Annotated in this window: 13 protein-coding genes; 1 reads left to right on the forward strand and 12 read right to left on the reverse strand. The window is 69.8% G+C overall.

Annotated features, from left to right (window positions below; genetic code table 11):
* Window positions 1–5 precede the first annotated feature (5 nt).
* The 12 genes from EAT51_RS07135 to EAT51_RS07190 form a co-directional block, all read right to left on the reverse strand.
* The gene (locus EAT51_RS07135; RefSeq protein ID WP_130519501.1) at window positions 6–581 is read right to left on the reverse strand and encodes a DsbE family thiol:disulfide interchange protein; all 576 of its coding nucleotides are present in this window, start codon (window positions 579–581) and stop codon (window positions 6–8) included.
* A complete protein-coding gene (locus EAT51_RS07140) occupies window positions 578–2,497 on the reverse strand; it encodes a heme lyase CcmF/NrfE family subunit (protein WP_130519503.1) in 1,920 nt (639 codons plus the stop codon). Before EAT51_RS07140 ends, EAT51_RS07135 begins: the two co-directional genes overlap by 4 nt.
* A gap of 186 nt (window positions 2,498–2,683) precedes the next feature.
* Entirely contained in the window at window positions 2,684–3,127 is a 444-nt protein-coding gene (ccmE, locus tag EAT51_RS07145) for a cytochrome c maturation protein CcmE (protein ID WP_130519505.1), read from the reverse strand.
* Complete coding sequence (gene ccmD, locus EAT51_RS20855) at window positions 3,124–3,300, reverse strand: heme exporter protein CcmD (protein WP_130519507.1); 177 nt, start codon at window positions 3,298–3,300, stop codon at window positions 3,124–3,126. Before ccmD ends, ccmE begins: the two co-directional genes overlap by 4 nt.
* Window positions 3,297–4,055 carry a heme ABC transporter permease CcmC gene (gene ccmC, locus EAT51_RS07155; RefSeq protein WP_130519509.1) on the reverse strand — a complete coding sequence of 253 codons (759 nt, stop codon included), beginning with the start codon at window positions 4,053–4,055 and terminating at the stop codon, window positions 3,297–3,299. Before ccmC ends, ccmD begins: the two co-directional genes overlap by 4 nt.
* Before the next feature lie 183 nt (window positions 4,056–4,238).
* Entirely contained in the window at window positions 4,239–4,700 is a 462-nt protein-coding gene (azu, locus tag EAT51_RS07160; RefSeq protein WP_130519511.1) for an azurin, read from the reverse strand.
* A gap of 161 nt (window positions 4,701–4,861) precedes the next feature.
* Window positions 4,862–5,599 (reverse strand): c-type cytochrome, encoded by a 738-nt coding sequence (locus EAT51_RS07165; RefSeq protein ID WP_228257844.1) that lies wholly within the window; start codon window positions 5,597–5,599, stop codon window positions 4,862–4,864.
* A gap of 206 nt (window positions 5,600–5,805) precedes the next feature.
* Complete coding sequence (locus EAT51_RS07170) at window positions 5,806–8,340, reverse strand: MtrB/PioB family outer membrane beta-barrel protein (RefSeq protein WP_130519513.1); 2,535 nt, start codon at window positions 8,338–8,340, stop codon at window positions 5,806–5,808.
* 12 nt (window positions 8,341–8,352) lie between these two features.
* Window positions 8,353–9,399: a DmsE family decaheme c-type cytochrome gene (locus EAT51_RS07175; protein ID WP_130519516.1), complete on the reverse strand. Its 1,047-nt coding sequence runs from the start codon at window positions 9,397–9,399 to the stop codon at window positions 8,353–8,355.
* Window positions 9,400–9,576: 177 nt separating this feature from the next.
* Window positions 9,577–10,260, reverse strand: coding sequence for a heme exporter protein CcmB (gene ccmB, locus EAT51_RS07180; RefSeq protein WP_228257845.1), 684 nt, complete (start codon window positions 10,258–10,260; stop codon window positions 9,577–9,579).
* Entirely contained in the window at window positions 10,257–10,919 is a 663-nt protein-coding gene (ccmA, locus tag EAT51_RS07185) for a heme ABC exporter ATP-binding protein CcmA (protein ID WP_425479891.1), read from the reverse strand. Before ccmA ends, ccmB begins: the two co-directional genes overlap by 4 nt.
* A 62-nt stretch (window positions 10,920–10,981) precedes the next feature.
* A complete protein-coding gene (locus EAT51_RS07190) occupies window positions 10,982–11,461 on the reverse strand; it encodes a DUF3293 domain-containing protein (RefSeq protein ID WP_165422018.1) in 480 nt (159 codons plus the stop codon).
* Window positions 11,462–11,595: 134 nt separating this feature from the next.
* Here EAT51_RS07190 and EAT51_RS07195 point away from each other — a divergent pair, with 134 nt between their 5' ends.
* Entirely contained in the window at window positions 11,596–12,744 is a 1,149-nt protein-coding gene (locus EAT51_RS07195) for a pyridoxal phosphate-dependent aminotransferase (protein WP_130561443.1), read from the forward strand.
* The last annotated feature ends 87 nt before the right edge of the window (window positions 12,745–12,831 follow it).

The raw sequence follows: 12,831 nt of genomic DNA on the forward strand, positions 1-12,831 counted from the left end.
CGCCTTCATCGCGCCCGCTCCGCGGCGGCCAGCGCCGGCAGCAGTTCGGTCTCGACGATGGCCTGGTCGAGCGGGCCGACATGCTTCCAGCGCACGATGCCGCCGGCGTCGACCAGGAAGGTCTCCGGCGCGCCGTAGATGCCCCAGTTCACCGAGGCCTTGCCTTCCACGTCGCTGACCACGGCCTCGTACGGGTTGCCGAACTGCTGCAGCCAGCGCAGCGAATCGGCCGGGTCATCCTTCAACGCATAGCCGATCACGCGCACCTGGCCCGAGCGTGCCAGCGCGCTGACGGTGGGGTGTTCGACCCGGCATTCCGGGCACCAGCTGCCCCAGACGTTGAGCACGTAGGGCCGGCCGCGCAGCGTGGCCAGATCCAGCGTGGCCTCCGGCGCATGCAGCAGCGGCAGCACCGTGGCCGGCGCCGGCCGGCCGATCAGCACCGATGGCAGGGCCTGGCGGTCGGGCCGGTCGGAGCGTTGCACGGCCACCAGCAGCAGCGCGAACAGCGCGGCCAGGCACAGCGCGCCGATGATCAGCGCCCCGCGCGAGATGCCGCGACGCTCGGCCGATGCGCTCATGGCGTGGCCTCCGGGCGGCGGCGGAAGCGACGATCGGCGGCGCTGACCAGCCCGCCCAAGGCCATCAGCACCGCGCCGGCCCAGATCCAGCGCACCATCGGCTTGATCTGGATGCGCACGGCCCAGGCGCCGTCCCCCAGCGATTCGCCCAGCGCCACGTACACATCGCCCAGCACGCCCGGGCGCACGGCCGATTCGGTCATGACCTGACCGCCGCTGGCGTAGGCGCGCTTCTCCGGATGCAGGGTCTGCAGCGGCGTATCGCGCCGGGTCAGCTGCAGCGTGCCGCGGTCGGCAACGTAGTTGGGGCCGCGGCTTTCCTGCACGCCTTCGAAGGTGAAGCCGTAGTGGCCGACCTCGACCGTCTGGCCGGGCCGCAGCGCCACTTCGCGCTGCACGTTGAGCGCCTCGACCAGCAGCGCGCCGACCAGGAAGACCGCGATGCCCAGATGCGCCAGGCTCATGCCGAGCATCTCGGCGGTCAGTCGTCCCTGCGCGCGCAGCCGCTGCCAGACGAAGCGCAGCGTGCCGGCGGCCACCCACAGCGCCCCGGCGATGCCGGCGGCGGTCTTCCACTGGCCCTGCGGCGCGATGAAGTACGCGATGCCGCCGCCGATCAACGCCAGCACCGCCCACGGCGCCAGCAGCGCGGCCACGCGCGAGGCCTGCTCACGCTGCCATTTGAACAGCGGCCCGAACGGCAGCAGCAGCACCAGCGGCGCCATCAGCAGCACGAACAGCAGGCTGAAGTAGGGCGGGCCGACCGAGATCTTGCCCAGGTCCAGCGCATCGGCCAGCAGCGGATACAGCGTGCCCAGCGCCACCATCGCGCAGGCGCAGGCCAGCAGCACGTTGTTGGCCAGCAGCAGGGTCTCGCGCGAGCTGGCCGCGAACGGCTTGCCGTCGCCCATCTGCGGCGCGCGCAGCGCATACAGCAGCAGCGAGCCGCCGACCACCAGCCCCAGGAATACCAGCACGAACAGCCCGCGCGTGGGATCGGCCGCGAACGCATGCACGCTGGTCAGCACGCCCGAGCGCACCAGGAAGGTGCCCAGCAGCGACAGCGAGAACGCGGCGATGGCCAGCAGCAGCGTCCAGCCGCGGAAGGACCCGCGCTTCTCGGTCACCGCCTGCGAATGGATCAGCGCCGCACCGGCCAGCCAGGGCATGAAGCTGGCGTTCTCCACCGGGTCCCAGAACCACCAGCCGCCCCAGCCCAGCTCCGAATACGCCCACCAGCTGCCCAGCGCGATGCCGCCGGTCAAAAACGCCCAGGCCACATTGGTCCACGGCCGCGTCCAGCGCAGCCAGCGCGCATCCAGCGTGCCGTCCAGCAGCGCGGCCACGGCGAAGGCGAAGGGCACCGCGAAGCCCACATAGCCCATGTAGAGCATCGGCGGATGGATGATCATCCCCGGGTCCTGCAGCAGCGGATTGAGATCGCGCCCCTCGCCGGGCGAGGGCAGCAGCCGCACGAAGGGATCGGAGGTGAACAGCAGGAAGGACAAAAAGCCCACCGCCACCACGCCCATCACCGCCAGCACGCGCGCCACCACCACCTGCGGCAGATGCGTGGAGAAGCAGGCCACCGCCGCGCTCCAGCCGGCCAGCACGAGCGCCCACAGCAGCAGCGAGCCCTCGTGCGAGCCCCACACGGCGGTGTAGCGATAGACCAGCGGCAGCAGCGAATTGGAGTTCTCGGCCACGTAGCGCACCGAGAAGTCCTGCTGCACGAACGCGGCGGTCAGCGCCGCGAACGCGACGAACACCGCGGCCAGCTGCGCGATCGCCGCCGGCCGCGCGATCGCCATCCACGCCACGCGTCCGCGCTGCGCCCCCAGCGCCGGCAGGACCGTCTGAACGAGGGCCACCAGCAGCGCGAGGATGAGGGCGAACTGGCCGAGCTCAGGAAGCATGGTGGAGCCGGGACCGGGGACCGGGGACCGTGGACCCGGAAAAAGAGAGGGGCGAAAGCTCGGTGCAGCCTGGACGCGACGAGGCGCGCAACGATGATCGGTGAGGGCGCGCGGCCGCTTCAGACCTTGGGGTGCCGCCTTCCCGGATCCCCGGTCCCGGGTCCCCGGTCCCGCCCCTGCCAGACCTCACTGCTTCACCTGATGCTTCTGATGCGCCTTGCCCATCTTGTCGGCGACTTCCTTGGGCATGTAGGTCTCATCGTGCTTGGCCAGCACCTCGGTGGCCACGAACCGGCCGCCCTGCATCGAGCCGGTGGCGACCACGGCCTGATCCTCGCGGAACAGGTCCGGCAGGATGCCGGTATAGACCACCGGCAGCTGCGCATCGCCGTCGGTGACGCGGAAATGCGCCTCCATCGAGCCTTGCGCGCGCTGGAACGAGCCACGCTCGACCATCCCGCCCAGGCGGAAGCGCGCGTGGTCACCGGCCTGGCCGGCAAGCACCTCGCCGGGGGTGAACAGATAGTTGGCATTGCGCGACAGCGCCGCGGCGACCAGGGCGGTGGCCAGGCCCGCGGCCACCAGCAGGGCGCAGACCAGCAGCAGACGACGACGGCGGACCGGATTCATCGCGGCAGCTCGGTCTGCGCGGGCGCGGCCACGCGTCGGGCCTGGGCGCGGGCCTGGCGCTGGCGCGCGTTGCGCAGTAGCTGGCGCAGCTGCAGGCGCGGCAGCAGGAAATCCCAGGTCAGCACGATCACGAACACCGCATAGGCGCCGACGACATAGGCCAGATAGCTCACGGGCGTGCCTCTGCCAGCCGCAGCACCCAGTCCTTGCCGGCTTCGCGGCGCAGGTTGTCCAGCCGCGCGCGCTGCAGCAGCGAACCGGCGAACCAGGCCTTGGTCGCCAGCACCATGATCCACAGCGGAGCGATCATGCTGGCGTCCATGTGCGAGGGGCCCATCAGGCTGATGGTCTGGCCCTGGTGCAGCGAGTTCCACCACACCACCGAATAGCGGATCACCGGCAGCAGCGCCACCCCGACGATGGCCAGCAGCCCGGCGGCGCGGGCGGCCGCGCGGCGGTCCTCGATGGCGCCGTACAGGCCCATCACGCCCAGATAGAGGAACAGCAGGATCAGCTCGGTGGTCAGGCGCGGATCCCAGTCCCACCACGTGCCCCACATCGGCTTGCCCCAGATCGAACCGGTGGCCAGGGTGATGAGGGTGAAGGCCGCGCCGATCGGCGCGCAGGCCATGGCCAGGATCTCGCACAGCTTGATGCGCCAGACCAGGGCGATGACCGCGTACAGCGCCATCAGCCCGAACACGAACAGGCTCATCCACGCGGCGGGCACGTGGATGTAGAGGATCCGGAAGCTGTCGCCCTGCTGATAATCGGCCGGCACCACGAACAGCGCCTGCCACAGCCCGAACGCCATCGCCAGCAGGCCCACGCCAAAGCACCACGGCGCCCAGCGCGCGGCGAAGCGATCGAACACCGGCGGCGAGCCGAGCCGATGGAACCACAGCACTAGCGCATTGTTCTGGGACATCTGAACTCGTGGGCTTGCGGGAAGACGCCAGCTGGCACCGGTCAGGCGCAGGCAGGGCCTGCGCCACGCGGATCGATCCACCGCGCGGCGCCAGGATTGTCCAACAAAAGCAGGTGCGATCGCCACGCGGCATCGCACGCTGCCACGGGCCCCCGGCCTGGATGCCAGAGGCCGCGCCAGGACTTACTTGATCGTCAGGGTGCCCTTCATCAGCGCCGAATGGCCGGGGAAGCTGCAGAAGAACGCATACGGGCCGCCGCTGGTGATCTTGGCGACCGGGAAGCTGACCGAGCTGCTCTCGCCGCCGCCCACCAGCTTGCTGTGGGCCACCACGCGCGCGTCGTCGGCCTTGACGTAGTCGGCGGCCGCGCCGGCCTTCATGCCGTCGCTGTCGATGCCGGCCATGTCCGCGGTCTTGGCGATGACCACGTTATGGCCCATCACGGTCTTGGCCAGCTTGCCGGTGTGCTTGAGATTGATGGTGAAGCTGGCGCAGCTCTTGGGCACGTCGATGTTGGCCAGGTTGTACTTCATCGCGTCGTTGCCTTCCAGGTCGGCCGAGCACTTGTCCGCGGCGCGCGCGCCGAACGAGACGAACGAGGCGGACGCTGCGAGCGCGGCGATGGCAATCAGGTGGAAACGCATGCTTGAACTCCGATGGTGGTTGGGGGTGTGAAAAAAGGCGTTGGCTAGAAAGCCTGTTGGCGGTGCGATGCGCTGCCGAGTCTGAACGCGGTGGCGCGGAAGTCCCGCATTCGTGTGGAGCGTGCGATGGTCCGATGATGGGCGCGCGAAAGGAAGATGCGCTAGGGGTGGGGTGCGGAGAGCCAGGTGGACAAGGCCAGGATCGCGTCGTCGTCCAGAGGCTTGGCGACCCCGCTCATTACCATATCCGTGGTGGATGCGTGTAGCTGTCCCTGCCTGAACGCAGTCAGCCTGCTCTGAAGATAGGGTTGCTGTTGCCCCATCAGGGCCGGGTAGAGCGTCCACGCGGTCGACCCACCCTGCGCCTTGCCGGCCAGCGGATAGCCGCGCCCGTCGGCGCCGTGGCAGCCTTGACAGGGCGCGATCCCCTTGGCCGGATCGCCGTGGTGATAGAGACGGTTGCCGGTCTCCATCAGCGTCGGATCGGCGGCGGCAGGCGCATCGGCACTGGCCTGCTCGCCGCTGGGGGCAGGGCCGGGAGGCGGCACCGCCGGCATGCTGGAGAAGTAGGCGGCCAGGTCGCGCATGTCCTGCTCGCTCAGGGGGGCTGCCATTGCCGTCATCGGCGATTCGGGCAGCATGCCGCGCTTGTAGCCGACCAGTTCCCAGTAGAGGTAGTCGGCGTGCTGACCGGCGAGGTTGGGAAAGATCGGCGCGGCCGCGATGCCGTTGGCGCCATGACAGGCCACGCAGACCTCGGCCTTGGCCTTGCCAGCGCTGGCATCGCCGTGGATGGGCGCGACGCGGCGCAGATCCAGGCGGGCAGGCGATGCAGCCGGTGCGGCGTCGGGCGCTTGCGCGGTCGCCTCGTTCGATGCCTGAGCAGGCGCATCGCCCACGGCGGCGCCACCGCTTGCCGGGGCTGGGGAAGCTGCCGCCGGTGCGGCGGCCGCCCGGCTGGGCGACGTCCCGCTGGCAGAAGCCGGCAGCGTCGCGTGCGGTGCATCGGAGGGGGGCGATGGCGTGGTCTGCGGTCCGGCCCGCGAGACCGCGCTACCCAGCGACAGTATCCCCAGGCCCACCATCAGCCAGCGTGCCGGGCGGTTCACAGCGCCACCTCCACCAGCACACCGACGGTATTGACGCGATAGCCCTGCGGGCCCTGGTCCAGATAGACGCGTTGGTCCATGACCAGCCCTTCGTCGAAGCCCAGATAGTGCCAATCGGAGATATAGCCACGTTCGTAGGTGTCGAACAGGCGCATGGCGATGTTGCGGGCCACCGGGAAGGCCAGCGAGAGCGAGAGCGAATTGGACTTGTACACCATGTCCGGATACTTGCCCGACGTGCTGCCGTCGCTCAGCGCGGGCGAGGTGAGCGCGCCGGTGGTGAGGTAGCGGTAGGAGGTGGTCCCGCGCGAGTAGGTCCAGTTCCACGCCAGATCCAGCGTGGCCGGTCCCAGCTTGCGCGTCAGGTTGGCGCCGGCGTAGCGGTTGCGCTGCAGGTCGCTGACCCACCAGCGATTGGCCAGCGGGTAGACCGATCCGCCCAGGGTGGGGTCCTGCCCCGTATTGGCGTCGTTGACGTTGGCAAGATCCAGATCCGAGTGGTCGACCCCGAACCATGCGCTGGCCGTGGTCGTCTCGGCGGGTGCCCACTCCCACTGCAGACTGCCGGCCCGGGTGTTGTAGCCGCGCCGGCCGAGCACGGCATCGTAATCGTTGTAATCGGTACGCGCCGAGGCATAGAGCGTCATGTCAGAGGGCAGCACGAAGGTCGCCATGACATCGAGCTTGTTCTCGGTCCGGCTCGACAGGTCGTACTTGCGCAGCGCCGAGACCGTATGGGCGGTCACGCCTTCGTCGGATTCGACGAAGTTGGGCAGGGACGAGGAGAAGGTGAATTCATAGGGGTCGTAGTAGTAGTCGCTGCCGGTGCGCTTGAGCCAGGTGTAGTTGACCCGCAGGGTGAGCCAGTCGCTGGCGCGATTGGTCCAGGTCGCCTTGGCCTGGTTGTCGTGGGTGGTGGCGACCTCGCGGTGCGCGCGCTGGGTATCGGTGCGCGAGAGGGTGAGGCCCAGCGTCTGCTTGGGCGCCAGGCTCCAGTCCGCGCCGAGGGAGAACTCATGCGTTTCCCTGTCCAACGGCAGGTTGCGGATGCGCGTGACCGTCCCCGGCGACAGGACCGGGTCCCACACGCCCATTTCGCCGGGCACCACGCTGCCCTGCGCGCCGTTCTCGGCGATGTATCCATACTGATCGGTCAGCGGGTTGTAGGCCCAATAGGTCCCCTTGTAATCCTGGCGGTCGTACTTGGCGCTCGCCCGCACGGTCACGTCCTCGATCGCCTGGGCGACCCAGCGCACGTCCAGCATCTGGGTATCGATGGCCATGTCCGCGCGGGTGCGCGAGAGCGCGGCAGTGGTGTTCCAGTCGGCGCAGTTGAACAGGCCACCGGGAATCGGAAGGCCGAATTGCCCCTGGCAATCCATCGGCGGCAGCAGGCGATCGTTCTGGCGCATGCGGCCCAGCGCGGTGGTGATCGAAAAGTCGCCCTGCCACGGCGTCTTGCGGGTGAACGAAGCGCGCAGGTTGTGCGCATCGTTGTCGGGTTCGTAGGCGAATTGTCCGCTTGTCAGCGTCGGACCCGATACGCCGAGCAGGCTGGCCAGCGGAAACGGCACCTGATAGTCGAAGCTGGCGCCGCTATTGCGGAAAAACGAGCCGGTATAGGCGAACTCCATGCGCCAGACATTGCCGGTGAAGCGCCCGCCGCCGCTGACGTTGAAGGTGCTGTCGTTGATCGGCCGCGGAATCTCGTAGATGCCGCCGGTCGAGAACGGCAGGGCATAGTCGAAGAAGAACGCCCCGCCAAACGGGCGCGCACCCTTGCGCCGTTCGTCGCTGGCGTTGAAGAACACCGTCCAGCGCGGATTGACGAAATAGCTCAGGCCCACCCCGGCCTTGTCGCGTACCACACGCAGCACGCGCCCGCTCTCGGCCGCGGACACCGCCGCGACCTGCGCGGTGGTCGAGGCGCCAGGAATCAGGCCATCCTTCAGGGTCAGGTGATGGCTGCCGACGCCGTCCCAGATGGAATGCGCATCGCCGCTGGTGACGTTGGCCTGGCTGCGATAGAAGGCCTGCAGCCGATACTTGCCGGCGCGGCCGTACACCAGCCGGTAGAACTGGTCGCTGTCGCCAAGACGGCTGAAGCGCAGGTTGGCATAGCGTCCATCGCCGGGATGGACGAACCACAGGTCGGCCGTGGCGATCAGGCCGTTGCCCAGATCGTTGTACCGACGCCACAGCATCGCATCGCGATCGCCGGAGATGTTCAGCGCGCCCAGCGCGACCGTGCCCAGCGATCGCCAGCCATCGCCCTCCGGCACGGCGCCCAGGTCCGGCGCGCAGCGGTACAGGAAGCCGCTGGGCGTGCGCTTGCGTTCGCCGCTGATCCAGGACATCCCGTCGGGATCGCAGTCGATCGAGCGCATGCCACCGCTGGTGTCCAGCACGTTGCCGAACTGCAGGTCCACGCCATGGCCACTGTCCTGGGCGGCGGCGCCGCCACTGCCGAGCAGCAGCGTCAGGGCCAGCAGCGAGGGGCGCGGCGGGAGGCAACGGACGGGCTTGCGCATGACCTTCTCCCCTTACTCGTGCAGTCGCGGGCCGGAGGGGTGGTTGGAACCATGGATCTGCGCGTGGCAGGTCAGGCAGCCGCGCGCCATGAGGCGTTCGTCCGGTGCGGCGCCATTGGCCAGCTGTCCGGGCAGGAACAGATCGTTGGGATGGCGGGTGTGCGAGTGGCACTGCTGGCACAGCATCGGCACCGGCGCCACCAGCAGCGCGTGTTGGTTGGAGCCGTGCGGCGTGTGGCAGTTCAGGCAGCTCTCGCGCACCGGCGCGTGTTCGAACAGGAACGGCCCGCGCTTCTCGGCATGACACTGGTAGCAGGTCTCGTTGACCGTGTCGGTCTTGAGCAGCGAGGCGGTGATGGTGCCGTGCGGGTTATGGCAGTCCGCGCAGCTGAGCTGGCCCTCGGGCAGCGGCATGTGCGAGCGACGGTTGAACTGCTGGCGGACGTCCTTGTGGCAGGTCGCGCAGGTCTCGCTGATCGACTGCTGCGCCGTCAGGCCTTCGCTGGAGAAGCGCGCCATCGGGTTGTGGCAGTCGCTGCAGGAGACCTCGTTGCGCTGATGGACCGAACCGGTCCAGTGGTCGCGCGGGCCGCCGGCGTGACAGCCCAGGCACGCGCCGGCCTGCGTCTTCACCGGCGTGCCGCCGCCATGAGTGAAGGCGATGATCAGGCCCTTGGTGCTGGGGCTGGCCGCATGCGCCGAGCCCGGACCGTGGCAGGCCTCGCAGGTGGCGGTGGACGGATTGGCGGCCAGGGCGGTGTTCATGCCCAGCGCATGCACCGTGTGGGCGAAGTTGTCGGTTTCCCTGCCGTGGCAGGCGGTGCAGGTGGCCTGGCCGACCGGCCTGGCGCCGGGTGCGAGCGGGTTGGTGGCGGGGCTTGCCTGGTCGAAGGCCGTCGCGCCCAGCGTGCCGTGCGGGTTCGCCACCGGATGTTCGGCGCCGAACTGGGTGGACGGCAGCTTGACCGCGTTCGAAGTCTGCGGTGCCGACCAGGCCAGGCCGGCGAGCACGCATGTGGCCGTCAGGAACAGCAGGACAAACAGCGCGCTCCTCGCCATATGCCACGATCCTTGCGTCTGCCTGGCTCCCACGGGACGTGGTCGCTCGGTGGCGTAATCGCCATTGCGTTTACGGTACGCATGGGTTCAGGAAGGGTTCAAGTCGCGGTGCAGCAATACGCCCACGCATGGCGCAATCTGGTCAAGCGCAGGCGATTCTGGCAACGAACCCAGACGCTATTCAGCGGCGATGCGCAGTGCCGCGGCGGTGGCCAGCGGCGCCAGGACGATGGCCAGCGCCAGGCCGGCGGCGAGCATCAGCAGGGCGAAGCCCGGGTCCAGTCCTTCGCTGGCGCGCGCCACCGCGCCGGCGCCGAACACCAGGACCGGCACGTACAGCGGCAGCGCCAGCAGGGCCAGCAGCACCCCGGCCCGGCGCATGCCCACGGTCAGTGCCGCCACCACCGCGCCGAGCAGGCTCAGCAGCGGCGTGCCCAGGGCCAGCGAGGCCATCAGCACCGGCAGCAGCGGGCGCGGCAGATACAGCAGCTCGGCCAGCAGCGGCGTGGCGATCAACACCGGGCCGGCGGTCGCCAGCCAGTGCGCGAACACCCGCACGGCCACCAGCCAGGCCAGCGGCACGGGGGCCAGGATCCATTGCTCCAGCGAGCCGTCCTCGGCATCGCCACGGAACAGGCTGTCCAGGGTCAGCAGCCCGGCCAGCAGCGCGGCCAGCCACAGCACCGCCGGCGCCACCCGTCCCAGCAGCTGCGGGTTGGCGCCCAGCGCCAGGGCGAACAGCACCACCACCAGCAGCGCGAACAGCGCCGGCTGCAGCGCATCGCCGCGCCGGCGCCAGAGCAGGCGCAGGTCGCGGCGCAGCAGCGCGGCGGCGGTGCCGGGCAGGCTGGGCGAACTCACGCGGCGGCCTGTTCGCGGCCGGCGAGCAGCAGTTGCCGGGTGCGCACCGGCGGGGCGGCGTAGGCGCCGTGGGTCGTGATCAGGGCTGCGCCGCCTTGCGCCAGATGCGCCGAGATCATCCGGTTGACCAGGGCGATGCCGTCCAGGTCGAGGTTGGCGTAGGGCTCGTCGAGCAGCCACAGCGGCGCCGGGGAGAGCCACAGCCGCGCCAGCGACAGGCGCTTCTTCTGCCCGGCCGACAGCTGCCGGGCCAGGGTGTCCTCGTAGCCGGCCAGGCCGGTGGCGGCCATCGCCTCGGCCGGCGTGAGCGTGGCGCGGCGGCCGTGCAGGCCGCACAGGAACGCCAGATTCTCCAGCGCGCCCAGATCGCCCTTCAGCGCCGGCAGATGCCCCAGATAGGCCATCGCCAGCGAACGCGCATGCGCATCGGCGCTGCGCCCCTCCAGCGCGATCGTCCCGGCGTCGGCGCGCAGCAGGCCCGCCAGCACGCGCAGCAGGGTGGTCTTGCCGGCGCCGTTGCCGCCCTGGACCAGCAGCGCCTCGCCGGCGTCGAGCTGGAAGGCCAGCGGCCCGAATACCGGCTCCTCGTTGCGGCTGAAGGCCAGCGCCTGGACGGACAGCAGCGGCGGGCGCGGGGCATCGGAGGTCATTGACCGCATTCTAGGGGAGGTCACCGATCGCGGCTGGTCCGGAAACGGAAGATCTGGTGGGCGCGCGCCGCTCAGCCCGTCCAGTCGGTGAACATGTCGTCGGGCGCATCGTGCGGGCGCGGGGCCTGCATGCGCAGGCGCACCGGTTCGCCGGTCAGCCAGTACAGCGTGCCGGCCTGGCCGAAGTCGCGCGCCAGCGCATCGGCCTGATCCCAGCCCACATCCAGCACCAGCCAGCCGTGCTCCACCGCGCCGCCCTGCGCATCGCAGCCCAGGGCGCGGTGGATGCTCAGGTGGGCCTCGCGCAGGCGCTGTTCCAGGACCTGGGCGGCCTCCAGGTTGCGCGCCTCGCCGGCCGGACAGGAGCGCGGATTCCAGGCGGTGACGAACTGGTAACTGCCCGCGCCGAGCTGGCGCTCCACGTCCGCGGCCGACTGGCCGACCTGGAACAGCCATTCCTTGCGCCCGACCACCACGAAGTAGTGCGCGGCGGCATACAGGCGGGCCAGGTCGCCCAGCGCCGGTGGTGTCTGTTCCAGTTCCCCGTTCATGTCGCCGATCATGGGCATGGCGCGGCCCCGGCGCCAGTCAGACCAAGGTCGTGGGGCGCCCGTGCCGAGTCACCGGCGTGCTCGATTTCATTGCGTACACTTGCGGCCCCCACCGCCCGCCCCCCTTCGGACCGATGCAGCCGCAGACCAAGTTGCCCCGCGTGGGCACCACCATCTTCACCGTGATGTCGCAGCTGGCCGCCGAGCACGGCGCGGTCAACCTCGGGCAGGGCTTTCCGGATTTCCCGGTGCCGCAGCGCCTGGTCGACGAACTGGACCGCGCCATGCGCGCCGGTCACAACCAGTACCCGCCGATGACCGGGGTGGCGCCGCTGCGCCAGGCCATCGCCGCCAAGGTGCAGCGCTGCTACGGCGCGCGGGTGGATGCGGACACCGAGATCACCGTGACCAGCGGCGCGACCGAAGCGCTGTTCAACGCCATCCACGCCGTGGTGCGCCCGGGCGAGGAGGTGATCGTGCTCGACCCGGCCTACGACAGCTACGAACCGGCGATCGAACTGGCCGGCGCGCGCGCCGTGCACGTGGCGCTGGATCCGCAGACCTTCGCGGTGGACTGGGACAAGGTGCGCGCGGCGATCACGCCGGCCACGCGCCTGATCATGGTCAACAGCCCGCACAATCCGTCCGGCGCCATGTTCGGCAAGGCCGACCTGCAGGCCCTGAGCGACCTGCTGGAAGGCACCGACATCTTCCTGGTGTCCGACGAGGTCTACGAGCACATCGTCTTCGATGGCCGCGTGCACGAGTCCGTGCTGCGCTGGCCGCAGCTGGCCCGGCGCGCCTTCGTGGTGTCCAGCTTCGGCAAGACCTATCACTGCACCGGCTGGAAGATCGGCTACGCCATCGCCTCGCCGGCGCTGACCGCCGAGTTCCGCAAGGTCCACCAGTACAACACCTTCACCAGCTTCGCCCCGGCCCAGCACGCCTTCGCCGCGATGCTGCAGGCCGAGCCGGAGTACGACGAGCAGCTCGGCGCGTTCTACCAGGCCAAGCGCGACCGCTTCCGCGAGCAGCTGCTGGGCACCCGGCTCAAGCCGCTGCCGGTGCCGGGCGGGTATTTCCAGCTGGTGGACTATTCGGCGGTCAGCGACCTGCCGGACATCGAGTTCGTGAAATGGCTGACGATCGAGCACGGCGTCACCGCGATCCCGCTGTCGCCGTTCTACGAGACCCCGCCCGCCGGCCAGCGCCTGGCGCGGCTGTGCTTCGCCAAGAACGCCGCCACGCTGGATGCGGCGATCGAGCGGCTGGTGAAGCTCTGAGGGCAGGGACGGCGCACTCGTCTCAGGCGGTAGGGTAGGGCGCCTCCCATTTCGCGCAGCGAAGGGGGAGGTTGGGAGGGGGTGCTT

The sequence above is a fragment of the Pseudoxanthomonas winnipegensis genome (assembly GCF_004283755.1).
GTDB classification, from domain to species: domain Bacteria; phylum Pseudomonadota; class Gammaproteobacteria; order Xanthomonadales; family Xanthomonadaceae; genus Pseudoxanthomonas_A; species Pseudoxanthomonas_A winnipegensis.